We start from the raw sequence: 18,198 nt of genomic DNA, 5'->3' as shown, positions 1-18,198 counted from the left end.
ATGCAGCGGAATTCGTCGGCCCCTATGACGACGAGAAGCTCGGTTTCCAGAAGGTCGCCAAATACTACTACTATCCCGGCTTCTGGGATGGCGGTCCGACCATCCATCACATGGTCAACATTGCGAAGTGGGAGCAACTGCCTCCGGCCTACAAGTCATTGATCAAGACCGCATCCTCCATGGCCAATGAAGCGATGCAGGCCCGCTACGATGCATTCAACCCGCCGGCGATCAAGCGGCTCGTGGCGAGCGGCACGCAGTTGCGCGCTTTCTCGCCGGCGATCCTCGATGCCTCACTCAAGGCAGCCAATGACCTCTATGCGGAGATCGCCGCGAAGAATGCGAACTTCAAGAAACTCTACGACCACATGGTCGCGTTCCGCGGTGATCAATATGCGTGGTGGCAGGTCGCGGAGTTCTCCTACGACAACTACATGATCCGTTCACGCCCGCGCGGGTGATAGGGCGCAACTCCGCCCTCATCCTGAGGAGCGGCGCTCTTGCGCCGCGTTTCGAAGGATGGCGACATGCTCGAAGTTTGTCGCCATGTTTCGAGACGGCGCGTGACGGGCGCTTCCTGACCATGAGGGGGCGGAGTTTGCAACGCGTGTTGCACGCGGATGAAAACAGCTAGGCTCGGTCACAGCCTGATTCACGGGAACGACCGCTATGACCGAAGCCGAGATCGAAACCGCCGCAGTCTTGCTTGCTGACGCCCGCCGGAGCGGAACGCAGATCGATGGGCTTCCCGTTACCCCATTGTCCGTGGCGGAAGGCCATGCGATTCAGGATCGCGTGGCGGTGTTGATCGGCGAGCGGATCGGCGCCTACAAGGCCGGCGCGCCGCCCGATGCTGAGCCAACGCGTGGTCTGATCGAGGCGCGCATGGTGCGCGCGAGCCCGGCCCGGATCGCGGTGGCCGAAGCGCCGCATCGTGGCGTGGAGGGCGAGACGGCATTTCGCTTCACCCGCGATCTGCCGCCGCGGTCGGTGCCCTATACCCGCGAGGACGTCGCCTCCGCAGTGACTGTGCTGCCTGTGATCGAAATCGTGTCGAGCCGTTTCCGCGAGCCGCTGAGCCGGCCGAAGCTGGAGCAGCTCGCCGATTGCGGCATCAATGCCGGTCTGGTCACGGGACCCGAGACCGCCGACTGGTCCCATCTCGAACTGGCAAAACTGCGCATCACCTTCATCGTCAATGGCGAGACGCGGATCGCGCGCGACGGCGGGCATCCCACCGACGATCCGCTGGCCGGCGCCGTCGCGCTGGCCAATATGCTGGCGGACGGCGTGAAGGCCGGCCAGATCGTCACCACCGGTAGCTGGACAGGCCTGCCATTCCTGCAGCCCGGCGATCGCTGCCTGGTGCGCTTCGAGGGGCTCGGCGAGGCCGAGGTGGTGTTCGACGGCTGAGCGATTGCGATCCTCTGCCGTCATTGCGAGGTCAGGGAAAGCCTTCGGCTTTCCCCTTGGCGTAGCGAAGAAGCAATTCAGTCCTTGGCTTTTCGCCCAATCGAATTGCTACGCAGTTCGTCAGGGCTCGTAATGACGAACGAAAGGCCTGAGGTCGTTTACTTCGGCTGCCCGAAGTCCGGCATCGCCGGCATTTCGATCTGCGGGATCTCGATCTTCACGTTGGACGTATCGACCACCGTGTTGTCGATCCAGTAGGTCACGAGGCCCGGCCACATGATCACGATGATCACCAGCAGGATCTGCATGCCAACCCACGGGATCGCGCCGAGATAGATGTCGCGGCTCTTCACTTCCGGCGGCGCGATGCCGCGCAGATAGAACAGCGCGAAGCCGAACGGCGGATGCATGAACGAGGTCTGCATGTTTACGCAGAGCAGCACGCCGAACCAGACCAGATCGATGCCGAGCTTGGCGGCCACCGGCGCCAGCAGCGGGATGATGATGAAGGCGATCTCGAAGAAGTCGAGGAAGAACGCCAGGAAGAACACGAAGATGTTCACGAAGACCAGGAAGCCGACCGCGCCGCCGGGCAGGCCCGTGAGCAGGTGCTCGATCCAGTGCGAGCCGTCCATGCCCTGGAACACGAGGCTGAAGCAGGTCGAGCCGATCAGGATGAACACCACCATCGAGGTCAGGCGCATGGTCGAGGTCATCGCCTGTTCGACCAGCGGCCAGGTCAGGCGGCGATGGATCGCAGCCAGCACGATGGCGCCGACGGCGCCCATGGCGCCTGCCTCGGTCGGCGTCGCGAGGCCGAGGCCGATGGTGCCGAGCACCAGGAAGATCAGCACCAGCGACGGGATCATGCCCCACAGCACGCGGCTGATCAGCTTCCAGCCCATCGGCTCGCGTGCATGTTCCGGGATCGGCGGCATCGAGGTCGGGCGCAGGATCGACATGATCACGATGAACAGCAGGAAGATCACGACCTGCAGGATCGAGGGGCCGATGGCGCCGAGATACATGTCGCCAACCGAGCGGCCGAGCTGGTCGGCCAGCACGATGAGCACCAGCGATGGCGGAATGAGCTGCGTGATGGTGCCGGAGGCCGCGATGACGCCGGTGGCCAGCTTCATGTCATAGCCGTAGCGCATCATGATCGGCAGCGAGATCACGCCCATGGCGATCACCGATGCAGCAACCGTTCCGGTGATGGCGCCGAGTACGGCGCCCACGAGGATCACCGCATAGGCGAGGCCGCCAGGAACCTTGCCGAACAGCTGGCCGGTGCCTTCGAGCAGATCTTCCGCCAGGCCGCAGCGCTCGAGGATCGCGCCCATGAAGGTGAAGAACGGAATCGACAGCAGGAGGTCGTTCGATATCGTGCCGTAGAAACGGAACGGCAGCGCCTGCAGGAACGAAGGATCGAAGTGTCCCGAGAAAATACCGAGCACGCCGAAGAACAGGCCGACAGCGGCGAGCGAGAAGGCGACCGGGAAACCGAACACCATGAAGCAGATCATGGTGCCGAACATCAGCGGAGGGAAGATACCGTAGGAGAACATCAGTGGTCTCGACTATCGAATTGAAATGCAACGACCTAAAAGCAAACGCCGCTATTGCAGCGGCGCTTCGTAATGGGTGTCGACCTTGACCAGGCCGGCAAGGGCGGCGATGCGCTTGGCGAGTTCGGCGAGGCCCTGCAGCACGAGAAGGCCGAAACCGACGGGCAGTACGAGCTTCACCGGCCAGAGGATGAGGCCGCCGGCATTGCTGGAATATTCCTGCGAGTTCCACGAATTCAGGAAGAACGGCGTGGTCATGATCGTGAGATAGATCATGGCCGGCAGCAGGAAGACGCAGAGGCCGATGATGTCGATCCACAGCCGCGCCCGATCGGAGACGGCGGAGTAGAGCAGGTCGACGCGCACATGCTCGTTGAGGCGCAGCGTCTGAGAGGCACCGAAGAACACGATGCCCGCGAACATGTACCACTGGATCTCGAGCCAGCCATTCGACGAGTAATGGAAGAGATAGCGAATGGTCGCGTTGCCGGCGCTGATGAGGCAGGCAAAAAGCACCAGCCATTTGGCGACGAAGCCGAAGGCATCGCTCAGCCGATCGATGGCATTCGTGAATTTGAGTACGTCCACGGTTTCCCCCGAAACTCGCCCGACCTCTCGCGGATCACGTCTTTCTCACTGAGAAAGCGCAGCTTTTTCCGCTGGGCGATCAAAATTTGCGGCACCATTTCAGCGCGTCATGCAATCGTCAATCAGAAATTGACGATTGCATGCAGGCCATTGGTCGGGGGTCTGGAGGAGGGTACGCCAGTGTGCGGATCAACCGCCGGTTACGCTCACATGCCGCTTCGCGGGCGCTGCCTCTGGGCCGGCCTGGCGCGGCGCGCGATGGGCCGGCAGGTCCTTGCCGAACCATTCGGCAAGGGTTGGACTCGTCGGATTTCTGGCGGGACGACGGGCGAATTCGGCGACTTCCGCACGCCAGACCCGGAAGCTGAAGTAAAAACACCAGCGCAGATGGGCCCGGATGTCCTTGTCCGGGTGGAACAGCATGCGCCAGAGTGAACGAGGCCGGGCATGGACCACCACCTCCATCAGCTTGACCAGCCAGAAGATCGCTTGCGCCGACAGGTGGCGGGAGGAGAGGAGCTGGTGGCGGTAGTCCCATTTGCTGCGATCGGCCTCGATCACGGTTCGTGCCGCATTGTCGGCCGTCCAGTCCGACCAGCGATGCGGCGTGACATACATGGCATTGAGCAGGTCGGGGTCGTACAGCCACACCTGCCGGATGGCGCGGATGTAGTCCATGAAGCGCTCTTCCTCGAAGCCGACGATATGACCGAGCATTGAGAGGATGCCATGCCGGCGCAGCAGTGTGACGGCCTGCTGGTCGTCCCGCGTGGTCGAACCTTTACGGATCGCGAGCAGGGTCTGGGGATCGGTGGTCTCGATACCCATCAGCACGCAGACCATGCCGGCGCGCTTCATCAGTGGCAGCAGATCGGCATCGCGCACGATATCGGTGGCGCGGATGGTTGCGAACAGTCGCACCGGGACATTCTCTGCAATCACCGCTTCGAGAAATTCGCGCCACAGCCGCTTCGATGAGGTCGGGTTCTCATCGGCGAGGTCGACGAAGCAAATGCCGTGAGTGCGATGCAGCCAGCCAATCTCTGCGGCGACTTTTTTCGGATCGCGAAAGCGCCAGCGGCTCCAGAACTGATACTGGCCGCAATAGCTGCATTGATGCGGGCAGCCACGCGAAAACTGGATGATCGCGGCGCGACCGAGGCCGAAGCACTGATAGAGATCCCAGTTCTCGATCAACTCCCAGCCGGTCCGATAGTCGTCGAGCTGTGTGATCAGCGGCATCGCTGCTGTCTTCGCAGCCTGGCCCTGCTGCCTGAATGTGATGCCCGGCACATCGGACAACGCCGCGCCGCGCGCGAGGCGATCGGCAATCGCGAGCGCGACGGCTTCGCCCTCGCCATGCACGATGACGTCGACGACGTCGGTTGCGGCCATGATGTCGGTGGCGTGGTAGGTCGGATAGACACCGCCATAGATGGTGAGTGTCGAAGGGCAGGCACGTTTGACCGCGGTGAGGGCGAGGAGACAGGCGGGATGCGCTGGGGTCGATCCGGCATGACCGGTCATCATCAGATCGGGCGCGAATTCCGCGGCCACACGTTCGATCTGTTCTGATGACAGATGGTGGCGCTCGGCATCGAGCAGGCGGACCTCATGCCCGGCATCGATAAGCGGGCCGCCGACACAAAGCAGGCCGAAGGGAATCTGGTGTCCGACGCCGCGTGAGGTGAGTGAAATATAGGGCGGATTGATCAGGAGAATACGAATGTCGGAACCTCTCTTGCGGCCCGACCTGCGTGATCGCATACGGCAGCGCGCAGACGCGATGAGCGCCTGCCTTTCAGTGTCTTGGACTCGCAAGAAGGTTCGCTAGCGCGCGCGGGTTAACCGCCGGTGACGCTCATGTGACGACTGACGCTCGGCCGGTTGTGGCGACGATCGATGATGAAATCGTGGCCCTTCGGCTTGGTGCCGATGGCGCGATCGATCGTGGCGTTGAGCAGCGCGTTATCCGCCGATGCGCGCAATGGCTTGCGCAGATCGGAGGCATCCTCGTGACCGAGGCAGGTATGGATGGTGCCGGTGCAGGTAATGCGGACGCGGTTGCAACTCTCGCAGAAATTATGCGTCATCGGCGTGATGAAGCCGAGCTTGCCGCCGGTTTCGGCGACGCGGACGTAGCGTGCGGGGCCGCCGGTGTCATCGGCAAGGTCGGTGAGTGTATAGTTGCTGGCGAGGCGCGACCGTACCAGCGACAGCGGCAGATACTGGTCGATGCGGCCTTCGCCGATATCGCCCATGGGCATCACCTCGATCAGCGTCAGCGCCATGTCGCGGCCATGCGCCCATTCCATTAGCGCGGGGATCTCGTCCTCGTTGAGGTTCTTCAGGGCGACCGCATTGATCTTCACCGCAAGGCCGGCGGCCTGTGCTGCATCGATGCCGGCCATCACCTTGGCGATGTCGCCCCAGCGGGTGATGGACTTGAACTTGCCGGCATCCAGCGTGTCGAGCGACACGTTGATCCGCTTCACGCCGCAGTCGGCGAGTTCGTCGGCATATTTCGACAGTAACGAGCCGTTGGTGGTGAGCGTCAGTTCCTTCAGCGCGCCGCTCTTCAGGTGGCGCGACAGTGAGCGCACCAGGCCCATCACATTACGACGCACCAGCGGTTCGCCGCCAGTGAGGCGCAGCTTGGTCACGCCCCTTGCGATGAAGGCGGAGCAGAGGCGGTCGAGTTCTTCCAGCGTCAGCAGATCGGCCTTCGGCAGGAAGGTCATGTCTTCGGACATGCAATAGAAGCAGCGCAGGTCGCAGCGATCCGTCACCGAGACGCGCAGATAGCTGATCCGCCGACCGAATGGATCGGTCATGGCAGAGGAGGTCTGTGCTGGAATGAGATCGGTGACCGACATTCAAACGCCTTGCTGCATGCAACGAGCGGCACGCGGCCGCTCGTCATAATGTAATCATGCAAAGCGCGAGGCACAATTGCGATACAGCAATCGTGAGGTGATTGAGATCATTGGCGGAGCTTATCGGCGGATTGCATTTTGCTATCCGCCGATGTCCGATTTAGTTCGGGTTCGGGAAGGGCGAACCGGCGGCAGGCGCTGCTTCGGCGGTGGCCGCCGGGGCGGGTGCCGGAGCCGCAGCACGCTTGGCGGCCTTGCGGCCCTTGCGTGGCGGAGTTGCCGGCTGCAGTTCGACCGCGACCGGGCTCGGATCGACATTGGTGCGGGCAGCCTGGGTGAAATCACCCGGGATACGCGTCACCGTCACCGGAACCGTGGTCGGCTGGAACTTCGGCAGTGTGAAGGTCACCTCGAAATTGCCCTCGGTGACGATCGGTAGCGAGCAGGGCGTGGTACAGGCCGGACCGACCGACGTCTTCGCCTCGGCGCCGGGCGGCGTCGATTCGAATTGGACGGTAACCGGCTCCGGTGCCGACTTGAAGGCATCCGTTGAGAAGGAGGAGCAGCCAGCGAGGCTCAAGCCTGCTGCCGTCAATAGGAGTACTCGACGCATAGTTGAATCCGTTAGTTTCGCGGCTAGCCGCAGTCCCCACGCCGACAATAGGAGCGTGGGTCCAATGACGCAACCAGCCGGCGCGCGATAGTTAATAGATGGTTAATTCGGTGGTGGAGGAACCGGGAAAGCGCAGTTAGCTGAACAGGCTAGGCCCGTTTAGCGGGAACCAGCCGCTCAACCGTTGCGGGTAGATCGCGGAAGTGATCGATCACCACGTCCGGCTTCAACTCCGCAATCGGGGTATCCGTATAGCCGAAAGTCACGCCAATCACCGGCACATTGGCGCGGCGGGCGACGCCGACATCCGGGCCGGCATCGCCGACCATGACCACCGCAGACATTTCGCCACCGGCCTTGGCGACGGTCTGTTGCAGGATCACTGGATCAGGCTTCGACACGCCAAAAGTGTCGGCGCCGCAGATGGCGGCGAATCGCGCGGTGAGGCCGAGCTTCTCCAGCAGCAGTTTCGACAGCCATTCCAGCTTGTTGGTGCAGACCGCGAAGCGGTAGCCCTTGGCTTCCAGCGCATCGAGCGTCTCGATCAGCCCGTCGAACGGGCGTGATTCATCGGCGATATGTTCGGCATAGAAGTCGATGAAATCGCCGGTCAGCTTGGTCACTTCCGCCGGTGTCATCTCGCGGCCCTCGACCTCCAGGCCGCGCTCGATGAGCTTGCGGGCGCCCTGGCCGATCATCTTGCGCGCCGATTCCAGCGGTACGGGCGCGAGGCCTTCGCGGGCCAGCACATGGTTGAGGGCGCTGATCAGGTCAGGGGCGGTATCGACGAGAGTGCCGTCGAGGTCGAAAACGACGAGGGGGGCTTTGGTCATGGGCGGATCGCTATCGGGCCGAGGCCGATCCTGCAAGGGGCTCTGCGCGTCGCGATGATGCCGGCAGTGCCAGGGAACGCAGGTCAGCAATCCCCGGGAATGCACGCCCTGAACCCTGTTCCTGCCCCCCAAACGTCGCTAGATATGCCGCGACTCCCGCTTGCGGGACCGACCGGGAACAGGGACTGCCGCTGCGATGAATATGGACGAACTGAAACGACAGGCTGCCGCCAAGGCGCTGGAGCAGGTTCAGGATGGCATGAAGCTCGGCCTCGGTACCGGCTCCACCGCCAAGCATTTCGTCGACCTGCTCGGCGAGCGCGTGAAGGGCGGGCTCAAGGTCATCGGCGTCCCGACCTCCGAAGCCACCCGCATCCAGGCCGAAGCCTGTGGCGTGCCTCTGACCACGCTCGACGACATCGATCATCTCGACCTCACCGTGGATGGCGCCGATGAAGCCGATCCCGATCTCAACCTCATCAAGGGCGGCGGTGGCGCGCTGTTGCGCGAGAAGATCGTCGCAGCGGCGTCGGACCGCATGATCGTGATCGCCGACGACACCAAATGGGTGCCGAAGCTCGGCCGTTTCCCGCTGCCCATCGAAGTGATCCCGTTCGGTCTCGGCGCCACCCGCCGCGCCATCGAGAGCGTGTTTGCGCAATGCGGCCTGACCGGCGAGATGACGGTTCGCGCCGGAAAGGACGGCCATGCTTTCGTCACCGATGGCAGCCACTGGATTCTGGATGCCAAGCTTGGAACCATCACCGATGCGCCGCGCCTCGCGGGTCTGCTCGCCGGCATTCCGGGCGTCGTCGAACATGGACTGTTTATCGGCCTGGCGCGCACCATCGTGCTCGCCGGTGCGGATGGAATTCGCGTTGTTGAGCGGCCCTAAGGCTGCGATCTCAAGGAGACTGCCATGAAGATCCTCTCGAAACTGCTGCTGTCCGCCAGCCTGGTGCTGGGCGCCGCAGCCGTCACGCTGCCAGCCTCCGCCCAGCAGGGTGCGCCCGCCGGCGAGCGTCCGATCAAGCCGGCGTCGCCAGCCGCCATCGGCTACGCCAAGGAAATCCTGCAGCTGAAGAATGCGCAGGCGATGTATGCGAACGCCATTCCGAACATGGTCCAGCGCGTCAAGGATTCGCTGCTGCAGAGCAATCTCAACTATCAGAAGGATCTCAACGAGGTCGCCGTGGTCGTCGCGCAGGCCAATGCCGGCCGCGACAAGGAGATCGGCGAGCAGATGGCGCGCATCTATGCCAGCGACTTCACCGAGGCCGAGCTGAAGGATCTCGCGGCGTTCTACAAGTCGCCGCTGGGTCAAAAACTTTTGCAGATGGAGCCGCAGTCGATTTCCGCCAGCGTGAACTATATGCAGCAGTGGGCGCAGCAGTTCGCCGAGCAGGTGAACGGCCAGTTCCGCGCCGAAATGCGCAAGCGCGGCAAGGAAATCTGAGCCTCGTTCGAGGCTCTCGCATCTGAGGTCGCGGTCCGGAGCAATTCATGTCCAGCAAGTCTGACTTCGACGTCGATCTCTTTGTCATCGGCGGTGGTTCAGGCGGCGTTCGCGCCGCCCGCATCGCCGCCGGCTACGGCGCCAGCGTGATGGTCGCCGAGGAATATCGCTTCGGCGGCACCTGCGTGATCCGCGGCTGCGTGCCGAAGAAACTGATGGTCTATGCCTCGCATGTCGCGCGCGACATCGACGATGCCAAGGGCTTTGGCTGGACCATTCCCACCGCCACCTTCGACTGGCCGGCTTTCATTGCTGCCAAGGACAAGGAAATTGCGCGGCTCGAGGGCATCTACACCACCAATGTGGAGAAGCCCGGCGCAAAGACCGTCAAGGCGCGTGCGGTGTTCGAGAACCCGCATACGCTGAAGCTCAGCAATGGCGAGACGGTTCGCGCCAAACATATCCTGATCGCCACCGGCGGGACGCCGGGCCATGGGCCGGATATTCCCGGCATCGAGCACGTGATCTCGTCCAACGAGGTCTTCCATCTCCCCGAACTGCCGAAGCGCATCGTGATTCAGGGCGGCGGCTATATCGCGCTGGAATTCGCCTGTATCTTTGCTGGCCTCGGCTCTGCGGTCACCGTCGTCTATCGCGGTGACAACATCCTGCGCGGTTTCGATGAAGACGTCCGCACCCATGTCCGCAAGGAGATGGAGAAGCAGGGCATCACCATCCTGACCGGCTGCACCGTGAAGGCGGTGGACAAGAATCGCCACGACTTCTGCGCCCACCTGTCCGACGGCGCCAGCATCTCGGCCGATCAGGTCCTGTTCGCCATCGGCCGCCACGCCAACACCAAGGGGCTCGGCCTCGACAAGGCCGGCGTCGCCCTCAAGCACAGCGATGGCTCGGTCATCGTCAACGAATTCTCGCAGACCAATGTCCCGCATATCTATGCGGTCGGCGACGTCACCAATCGCGTCAACCTCACGCCGGTGGCAATCCGCGAGGGTCATGCCTTTGCCGATACCGTGTTCGGCGGCAAGACCGTGAAGGTCGATCACAGCAATATCCCGACCGCGGTGTTCACTCAGCCGGAGGTCGGTACCGTCGGCATGACCGAGGACGAAGCGCGCGCCAGGTTCAGTCACGTCGATATCTACAAGACCGATTTCCGCGGCATCAAATCCACCATCTCCGGCAGCGACAGCCGCGTGCTGATGAAGCTGATCGTCGATGGCTCCACGGATGTGGTCGTCGGCTGTCATATCGTCGGCCCGGAAGCGGCGGAGCTGATCCAGATCCTCGGCATCTGCATCAAGCTGAAGGCGACCAAGGCGGATTTCGATGCCACGGTGGCCGTGCATCCGAGTGCTGCGGAAGAGTTGGTGACGATGCGGACACCCACCGCGCGCTATGTGCGCGAGGCGGCGGAGTAGGACGCCGAGGCGCCTTACTCTTCCATCTGCAGCCATTCCGCTGCCCCGCGCCACAGCGTGTCGCGATGCTCCGGGCGGAAAAATCCGAAATGTCCGATCTTGTCGCTGCCAGCCTCGATCGGGCGGATGCTGTCGATGTCTGCCTTGATCGAGGTGAAGCCTGCGCAGAGCATCTCCACTGCCGCGCGTGTCGCCCATGGATCGTCGGTAAAACTCAACGCCCGCAGCGCACCACGATAGCGGGGAAAATTCACCAGCGCGCGCAGTTTGCGATCATCGAAGAAATAGTTGTCGCTGGTGACCCATTTGGCCCATTCGAGAAACACGTTCTTCGGCAGGTCCAGGCCGAGCCCGATCTTGCCGGGCGCATAGCCCATCAACTCCGCCAGCGTCGGGCCGATGAACTTCATCAGCGCGTAGATGCGGTAGTTCTCCGGCGGCGTCATCAGCCGCCATGTCCCGGCCTGTGCGGCCACCAGGAGGGCGCGCGAGACTTCCGCATTGTTCGGGATCAGCCCCAGCGCCTGGCCGCCGAAGGAATGGCCGACAAAGCCGAGCGGCAGCTTGTAGCGCTCGCGCATCCAGTCCACCGCCGCGACAACATCCAGCGCTGCCCAGTCGGCCATGGAGGCCCGGAATCCGCGCAGGGATTTGGCGCCTTTGGGGAAGGAATCGCCGGTGCCGCGATAGTCATAAGTGAGGACGGCGCAGCCGCGGGAGGCCAGATAGGCGGCAAAACCCTTGTAGATTTTCCGCGGCACGGCAGTGGCGGAGTTGATCAGCACCGCATGGGTCCGCGGTCCGCGGGGCAGATACAGCGTGGCGCCCAGCACGAAGCCGTCACCCGCCACAATCGTGATGTTGTCGGAAAATGCGTCATCCGGCGACGCGTCCGGCAGTCTCATCCTTTAGTTCCCCCGTAAGCGGCTGCAGCAAATGCGAATCTCATTGCTAGTGCAAGGGCTTGGCACGCATGGCCGGGGCCGGGGAGGTTGGATTTCCAACTAGCGATCCCTACATGGGCCATGTATAACGCGGCCTCCGTCGCCACCTAAGGCGCGGTTTTCAGGAGACAATTTCATGTCCGAGCGGTGGACACCCGAAAGCTGGCGGGCAAAACCCGTCATGCAGATGCCGGAATATCCGGATGCAAAGACCCTGAGCGACGTCGAGGCGCAGCTCGCCACGTTTCCGCCGCTGGTTTTTGCGGGTGAGGCCCGTAACCTGAAGAAGCAGCTCGCCAGAGTGGCCAATGGCGAGGCTTTCCTCCTGCAGGGCGGCGATTGCGCCGAGTCCTTCGCCGAGCATGGCGCCAACAATATCCGCGACTTCTTCCGCGCCTTCCTGCAGATGTCGGTGGTGCTGACCTATGCCGGCGCGCTGCCGGTGGTGAAGGTCGGCCGCATCGCCGGTCAGTTCGCCAAGCCGCGGTCGTCGCCGATCGAGAAGGCTGACGGCGTGGAGCTGCCGAGCTATCGCGGCGACATCATCAACGACATCGCCTTCACGGCGGAATCCCGCGTGCCGGATCCGCAGCGCCAGCTGATGGCCTATCGCCAGTCGGCGGCGACGCTGAACCTGTTGCGCGCGTTCGCCTCGGGCGGCTTCGCCAATCTCGGCAGCGTGCATCAGTGGATGCTCGGCTTCCTCAAGGATTCGCAGCAGTCGCGCCGTTACAAGGAACTGGCGGACCGCATCTCCGATGCGCTCAACTTCATGCGCGCCTGCGGCCTCGATCTCGAGGCCCATCCGGAGCTGCGTTCGACAGATTTCTACACCAGCCACGAAGCGCTGCTGCTCGGCTATGAGCAGGCCTTCACGCGCGTCGACTCGACCACGGGCGACTGGTACGCGACCTCCGGCCACATGCTGTGGATCGGCGACCGCACGCGCCAGCTCGACCATGCGCATGTGGAATATTTCCGCGGCATCAAGAATCCGATCGGCCTGAAATGCGGTCCGTCGCTGAAGGCTGACGAGCTCCTGAAGCTGATCGACATCCTGAACCCGGACAACGAGCCCGGTCGCCTGACGCTGATCAACCGCTTCGGCCATGAGAAGGTCGGCGACCATCTGCCGGGCTTCATCCGCGCGGTGCAGAAGGAAGGCCGCAAGGTGGTGTGGTCGTGCGATCCCATGCATGGCAACACGATCACGTCGAATTCGGGCTACAAGACCCGCCCGTTCGACCGCATCCTGTCCGAGGTGAAGTCGTTCTTCCAGATCCACCAGGCCGAAGGGACGCATGCCGGCGGCGTGCATCTGGAAATGACCGGCCAGAACGTCACCGAATGCACCGGCGGCGCCCGCGCGATCACCGACGAGGACCTCAACGACCGCTATCACACGGTCTGCGATCCGCGCCTGAACGCCGAGCAGTCCATCGACATGGCGTTCCTGATCGCCGAGCTCTTGAAGAACGGCCGCGCGGGCAAGGAGCAGCCGCTCCCGGTTGCTCTAGGCTTGTAAGTGGCAGGCCTTTAGGTGGAACGGCTCTGGCGAGCCACCATCAACTCCTGGAATGGTCTCCGCTCCGGCTTCACGTCGGAGCGGGCCATTCGCGAGGAAGTGTTCGCGCTTGTCCTGTCGCTGCCGCTGGCCTTTCTGATCGGTACGACCATGGCCCGCCGCATCGAGATGATCGCGGTGGTGATGCTGGTCCTCACCGTCGAACTGCTCAACACCGCCATCGAGAAACTGGCCGACCGCGTCACGCTGGAGCACGATTCACAAATCGGACGCGTGAAGGATCTAGGCTCGGCCGCGGTCGGCATCGCGCTCCTGATCGCGGGCATGGTCTGGCTGTTCGCGCTCGGCGAGCGGGTGGGGATGTTTTGAGCAGAGTGGACGCATCGAAACTCTGTCTGTCATCGCCCGCGAAAGCGGGCGATCCAGTATGCGGGGACTTCTCGGTTCTATTCCATCCGGCCGTGTTTACTGGATCGCCCGGTCGAGCCGGGCGATGACAATGGAGGTGCGTTGCGGTTCTCGCGGTTGCAACGCTTCAGCCTAGAGGCTTCAATACTCCCATGACAGATTCCAAGCGCTTCACCATCACGCTGGCCCAGCTCAATCCGACCGTGGGCGACACCGCCGGCAATGCCGCCAAGGCGCGCAAGGCCCGTGCCCAGGCTGCCGCCGACGGCGCCGATGTGGTCGTGCTGCCCGAGCTCTTCATCGCCGGCTATCCGCCGGAAGACCTCGTGCTCAAGCCGGCCTTCCAGATGGCCTGCCGCGCCGAGGTGGAGGCGCTTGCCCGCGAGACCGCCGATGGCGGCCCGGCGATGCTGGTGGGCACGCCCTGGGTCGATCATGGCAAGCTTTACAATGCCTGTGCGTTGCTGGACGGCGGCCGCATCGCCGCGATCCGCTTCAAGGTCAACCTGCCGAATTACGGCGTGTTCGACGAGAAGCGCGTCTTCGCCCGCGGTGAGGCCGCAGGTCCCGTCACCATCCGCGGCCTGCGCGTCGGCGTGCCGATCTGCGAAGACACCTGGATGGAAGAGTCCGCCGACTACGAGGATGTGGTCGAAACCCTCGCCGAGACCGGCGCCGAAATCCTGATCGTGCCGAACGGCTCGCCTTATGCCCGCGGCAAGAACGATCTGCGCCTCAACGTGCAGGTCGCCCGCGTCACCGAAAGCCATCTGCCGCTGGTCTATCTCAACCAGGTCGGCGGCCAGGACGAACTGGTCTTCGACGGCGCAAGCTTCGTGCTCAATGGTGACCGCTCGCTCGCCGTGCAGCTGCCATCCTTCGCCGAGAACATCACCACCATCACCTTCGAAAAGACGGGTGATGCCTGGCGCTGCAGCGGTCCGATCGCAAAATTGCCGGAGGGCGACGAAGGCGACTATGCCGCCTGCGTGCTCGGCCTGCGCGACTACGTGAACAAGAACGGCTTCCCCGGCGTGCTGATGGGCATCTCCGGCGGCATCGACAGCGCGCTCTGCGCCGCCATTGCCGTCGACGCGCTCGGCGCCGATCGCGTGCGCGGCATCATGCTGCCGTTCCGCTTTACCGCCCAGGTGTCCCTCGACGATGCCGACAAGCTCGCCAAGGCGCTCGGCTTCCGTTACGAGATCCTGCCCATCGCCGACGCGGTGAACGGTTTTGAAAAAATCCTCGCCGAGACCTTCAAGGGCCTCGAGCGCGACATCACCGAAGAGAATCTGCAGGCGCGCACCCGCGGCACGCTCTTGATGGCGGTGTCGAACAAGACCGGCGCGATGGTGGTCACCACCGGTAACAAGTCGGAAATGTCGGTGGGCTATGCCACGCTCTATGGCGACATGAATGGCGGCTTCAATCCGATCAAGGATCTCTACAAGACCCAGGTGTTCCGCATCTCCACGCTGCGCAATTCATGGAAGCCCGACGGCGCCATGGGCCCGGACGGAGAAGTGATCCCGAACAACATCATCATCCGCCCGCCGACCGCCGAGTTGCGCGAAAACCAGACCGACCAGGATTCGCTGCCGCCCTACGAAATCCTCGACGCCATCCTTGAGCGCCTCGTTGAGCGCGAGCAGCCGCTGTCGGAGATCGTCGCCGATGGTTTCGAGAAGGACGTGGTGACGCGCATCGATCGCCTGCTGAACATCGCCGAATACAAGCGCCGCCAGGCCGCGCCGGGGGTGAAGGTCACGCGCAAGAACTTTGGCCGCGACCGCCGCTATCCCATCACCAACCGTTTTCGCGATCTGGCACAGCCGCTGCCGAAGCCCGATGAGGATCTGGTAACGCGGCCCGGCAAGGGCACGAGCGAGGCGTTCGAATAACCTTGCCGCCCGTAGGGTGGGCAAAGGCGCGCAGCGCCGTGCCCACCATCAAGGGTCGCGAGGAGCGAGGTGGGCACGCTTCCGCCGTCGCGCTATGGCGGACAGGTCGCTTTGCCCGCCCTACAATGCTGGCATTTGTCTTATCGCGCGCCTCGCGCCACTGCCGCAAACACGGAGTCGCTCAGCAGGCCGCCGCCCTGGAACAGTGTCACCACCGGCGAGGATGCGATCGCGGTGCCGTTCTTGATGTCATACAGCGCCGAGAACCGGTTCAGCAGCTTCTTCAGCTTGGCGGGATCTGAGAGGTCGTTGAGGTCGAGATATTTCTCCACCAGCTTGGCCTGCTGGTCGACATCCATGGCGCCGATATTGTCGGGCAGGCTGAAGGCGGTGCGGAACACTTCGCCCAGCGCCTTGTCGGCGATGATGTCGTAGGCCGAGGTGATGCCCGGCGCCTTGCGCTCGAAATAGATCGCGAGGCGCACGCCCGGATTGCTTTGGCCTTCTTGCGTCTCCAGCGTCTGCTGCAGGAATTTGCGCTGGGTTTCTAGAAACTGGTCCCGGGTCTGCGGTCCGAATTTTGGCACCCGGACCACATCGCCATTGTCATCGAAATTGAACGACGACACGATCTCGGCAAAGCGCGGATCGGTCTGGGTGTTGACGAAGCTCTTGGGATCGTCGAGGTCCGAATTGAACATCTCGCGCAGGTCGGCGGTGGTCACCTTGTCCGGCTCGAGGCCTTTGGAGACGAGGATGATGTCGAGCAGCTTGCGGTCGGCGAGCAGGTCCTTGACAGTCTTCACATCGTCGATGTGGTTCTGGTAATAAGCCGCCTCTTCCTCGGCGGTCTTACGCAGCTCTCTTTGTTCGACTTCGCTGCTGAAACGGGTTTTGGCGATGATGTAGTCCTTTGCCACCTGCGTGACTTCCGAAAAATCCTGCGCGACGATGGGCGTGATGACCGCGCCGGAGCTGTCGAAATTGAACGCCTTGGCCAATTGCACGTAACGATCGTCGCGCAGCTTGTTCACATAGCTCTTCGGATCGGCGGGGTCGCTCTTGAGCACGTTTTTGATGATCGTGGGCGAGACCTCTTCCGGATCGAGGCCGAATGATTTCAACGCGAAATTGTAGACGTTCGGCAACTTCATGAAGTCGTCGAGGCTCTTCACATTGGCGAGGCCGCTGCGATATTGCCGGATCAACGATGCGGAGTAGGTGGGGTCGGCCGCCAGATAGGTGGCGCCCTGGCTGTTGACGTATTTCGCATGCGTGGTGGCGAGTTGCGCCTCCGTCTGCGCCGGTGTGCCGGCGGGCAGTGTACCGTCGGGCGCGAACTCGAAGGCGCCGGCGAGGGCGACATAGCTGTCGATAGTGGTCAGCGCCTCCCTGTAGCTGAGAACGCTGATCTCGTTCATCGAACCGCGGCTGCGCTCGAATTCGACCTTCTGTCGCAGCTCGGCCATGTTGGCGCCGGGCTGCTTCATCTGCGCCAGATAGTTGTCGATCTTGCTGGCGGCGTCGAGCATGTCCGCCTGCGCCTTGGCAATGCTGGCATTGATGCCGTCCTTCTGCGACACCCAGACGGTGTTCACATAGCTGTCCGGATCGGCGGGATCGCTGCCCAGCACCTTGGTGATCGTCTCGCGGGACCACTTGTCGTCATCGATCCCGAATCCCGAAAATACGTAGTCGCGGAGCCTGTCGTCGGCGAGCAGGGCGTTGACATTGGTAATCTTGCCGATCGTGTAGTTGTAGTACCCCTTATTGGCGTCGAGCGCATCGACGCCACGCTGCGCGGCGGCGGTATACAGGCCGATCATCTCGTCAGTCTGGTTCGCAGATTGCGCGGTCTTTTTATCGCTGCTGCCGGTGGCAAACGGAAAGGCTGCAGCGAAATCACGATACCGCTTGTCGCTCAGCTTGTTGGCGAAACTGTTCTGGTCGGAAAGATCGCTCTCCAGCACCTTGCGGATAAAAGCCTTGGCATAGGCCATGTCTTCGAGACCGAAGGCAGTCGTCGCATAGGTGTAGAGCCGATAATCGTTCAGCAGGTCATCGACAGTGGTGACCTTGCCGATATTCTCTTTGTAATAGGCCGTGTCACGACTCACAGTAGCCTGCTGCGCGACCTTGTTCAGGGACTGCTGCAGATTGCGCGATACCTGATTGTAGTTGAGATAGGTCGAGACCATCGGACGAACCTTTCAGTTTCACCCGATGATACCGTTGTTGGGTTATCCGAACCTTGCGGAGAATGGCTTCGGACAGCTTGCGTGAACCGCGCGCATTTATCGCAAATGCCTATGCCGGCCGGTCGCTGCTCCGCAGCTGGCGTGGCAGCGCGAATAGCAATATGCCGGCGCAAAGTACGCACAGCGAACCGATGACATAAAGCGCCGGCGTGGTGCTGCCGGTGGCGTCCTTGACCGCGCCGATCATCACGGGGCTGACAATGCCCCCAAGCTGGCCCAGCGTATTGATCAGCGCGATGCCGCCGGCCGCACCGACCCCAGTCAGGATTTTTGGCGGCAGCGTCCAGAAGGTCGGGATCGCGGCCACCACGCCGGCGCCGAGCAAAGCGAGGGCGCCGATCAGTAACACCAGCGTCTTGTCGAAGATGCC

General features: G+C 62.7%; 15 protein-coding genes and 2 pseudogenes. 8 read left to right on the top strand and 9 right to left on the bottom strand.

The window, feature by feature from the left end; genetic code table 11:
- Both ACIQ17_RS19030 and ACIQ17_RS19025 read left to right on the top strand, forming a co-directional pair.
- A pseudogene (locus ACIQ17_RS19030) lies at positions 1–461 on the top strand (ABC transporter substrate-binding protein); the annotation flags it as partial.
- A 208-nt stretch (positions 462–669) separates the two neighbouring features.
- Positions 670–1,413, top strand: coding sequence for a 2-keto-4-pentenoate hydratase (locus ACIQ17_RS19025; protein WP_398470629.1), 744 nt, complete (start codon positions 670–672; stop codon positions 1,411–1,413).
- Positions 1,414–1,571: 158 nt separating this feature from the next.
- On the opposite strand, the gene ACIQ17_RS19020 is transcribed toward ACIQ17_RS19025, so the two are convergent.
- The 6 genes from ACIQ17_RS19020 to gph all read right to left on the bottom strand — a co-directional run bounded on the left by ACIQ17_RS19020 (position 1,572) and on the right by gph (position 7,891).
- The gene (locus ACIQ17_RS19020) at positions 1,572–2,981 is read right to left on the bottom strand and encodes a TRAP transporter large permease subunit (protein ID WP_398470628.1); all 1,410 of its coding nucleotides are present in this window, start codon (positions 2,979–2,981) and stop codon (positions 1,572–1,574) included.
- Between the two features lie 51 nt (positions 2,982–3,032).
- Positions 3,033–3,569, bottom strand: coding sequence for a TRAP transporter small permease subunit (locus ACIQ17_RS19015; protein ID WP_398470627.1), 537 nt, complete (start codon positions 3,567–3,569; stop codon positions 3,033–3,035).
- A gap of 189 nt (positions 3,570–3,758) precedes the next feature.
- Positions 3,759–5,336 (bottom strand): B12-binding domain-containing radical SAM protein, encoded by a 1,578-nt coding sequence (locus ACIQ17_RS19010; protein WP_398470626.1) that lies wholly within the window; start codon positions 5,334–5,336, stop codon positions 3,759–3,761.
- A 77-nt stretch (positions 5,337–5,413) separates the two neighbouring features.
- Positions 5,414–6,445, bottom strand: coding sequence for a GTP 3',8-cyclase MoaA (gene moaA, locus ACIQ17_RS19005; protein ID WP_398470625.1), 1,032 nt, complete (start codon positions 6,443–6,445; stop codon positions 5,414–5,416).
- A 160-nt stretch (positions 6,446–6,605) separates the two neighbouring features.
- The gene (locus ACIQ17_RS19000) at positions 6,606–7,058 is read right to left on the bottom strand and encodes a hypothetical protein (RefSeq protein ID WP_398470624.1); all 453 of its coding nucleotides are present in this window, start codon (positions 7,056–7,058) and stop codon (positions 6,606–6,608) included.
- 149 nt (positions 7,059–7,207) lie between these two features.
- Complete coding sequence (gene gph, locus ACIQ17_RS18995; protein WP_398470623.1) at positions 7,208–7,891, bottom strand: phosphoglycolate phosphatase; 684 nt, start codon at positions 7,889–7,891, stop codon at positions 7,208–7,210.
- Between the two features lie 196 nt (positions 7,892–8,087).
- Here gph and rpiA point away from each other — a divergent pair, with 196 nt between their 5' ends.
- Genes rpiA through gor form a run of 3 tightly spaced genes read left to right on the top strand, consistent with a single transcriptional unit; the run spans position 8,088 to position 10,789 of the window.
- A complete protein-coding gene (gene rpiA, locus ACIQ17_RS18990) occupies positions 8,088–8,786 on the top strand; it encodes a ribose-5-phosphate isomerase RpiA (RefSeq protein WP_398470622.1) in 699 nt (232 codons plus the stop codon).
- Positions 8,787–8,810: 24 nt separating this feature from the next.
- Positions 8,811–9,347, top strand: coding sequence for a DUF2059 domain-containing protein (locus tag ACIQ17_RS18985; protein ID WP_398470621.1), 537 nt, complete (start codon positions 8,811–8,813; stop codon positions 9,345–9,347).
- Positions 9,348–9,394: 47 nt separating this feature from the next.
- Entirely contained in the window at positions 9,395–10,789 is a 1,395-nt protein-coding gene (gene gor / locus ACIQ17_RS18980) for a glutathione-disulfide reductase (RefSeq protein ID WP_398470620.1), read from the top strand.
- Positions 10,790–10,803: 14 nt separating this feature from the next.
- Here gor and ACIQ17_RS18975 read toward each other — a convergent pair whose 3' ends face one another.
- Positions 10,804–11,694: an alpha/beta fold hydrolase gene (locus tag ACIQ17_RS18975; protein ID WP_398470619.1), complete on the bottom strand. Its 891-nt coding sequence runs from the start codon at positions 11,692–11,694 to the stop codon at positions 10,804–10,806.
- Positions 11,695–11,869: 175 nt separating this feature from the next.
- Here ACIQ17_RS18975 and ACIQ17_RS18970 point away from each other — a divergent pair, with 175 nt between their 5' ends.
- The 3 genes from ACIQ17_RS18970 (at position 11,870) to ACIQ17_RS18960 (ending at position 15,570) form a co-directional block, all read left to right on the top strand.
- Entirely contained in the window at positions 11,870–13,258 is a 1,389-nt protein-coding gene (locus ACIQ17_RS18970; RefSeq protein ID WP_398470618.1) for a class II 3-deoxy-7-phosphoheptulonate synthase, read from the top strand.
- 15 nt (positions 13,259–13,273) lie between these two features.
- Positions 13,274–13,627, top strand: a complete 354-nt coding sequence (locus ACIQ17_RS18965; protein WP_398470617.1) for a diacylglycerol kinase — start codon at positions 13,274–13,276, stop codon at positions 13,625–13,627.
- Positions 13,628–13,818: 191 nt separating this feature from the next.
- Positions 13,819–15,570 carry an NAD+ synthase gene (locus ACIQ17_RS18960; RefSeq protein WP_398470616.1) on the top strand — a complete coding sequence of 584 codons (1,752 nt, stop codon included), beginning with the start codon at positions 13,819–13,821 and terminating at the stop codon, positions 15,568–15,570.
- Between the two features lie 140 nt (positions 15,571–15,710).
- Here the strand turns inward: ACIQ17_RS18960 and ACIQ17_RS18955 are convergent, their stop codons facing one another.
- Together ACIQ17_RS18955 and ACIQ17_RS18950 are read right to left on the bottom strand one after the other, a co-directional pair.
- Positions 15,711–17,768, bottom strand: coding sequence for a DUF1217 domain-containing protein (locus ACIQ17_RS18955; RefSeq protein ID WP_398470615.1), 2,058 nt, complete (start codon positions 17,766–17,768; stop codon positions 15,711–15,713).
- Positions 17,769–17,877: 109 nt separating this feature from the next.
- Positions 17,878–18,198 (bottom strand): annotated as a pseudogene (locus tag ACIQ17_RS18950) (MFS transporter); the annotation flags it as partial.

The organism is Tardiphaga sp. (genome assembly GCF_044340795.1).
Classification (GTDB): Bacteria; Pseudomonadota; Alphaproteobacteria; order Rhizobiales; family Xanthobacteraceae; genus Tardiphaga.
This window is presented reverse-complemented; position numbering and strand designations above follow the sequence as displayed.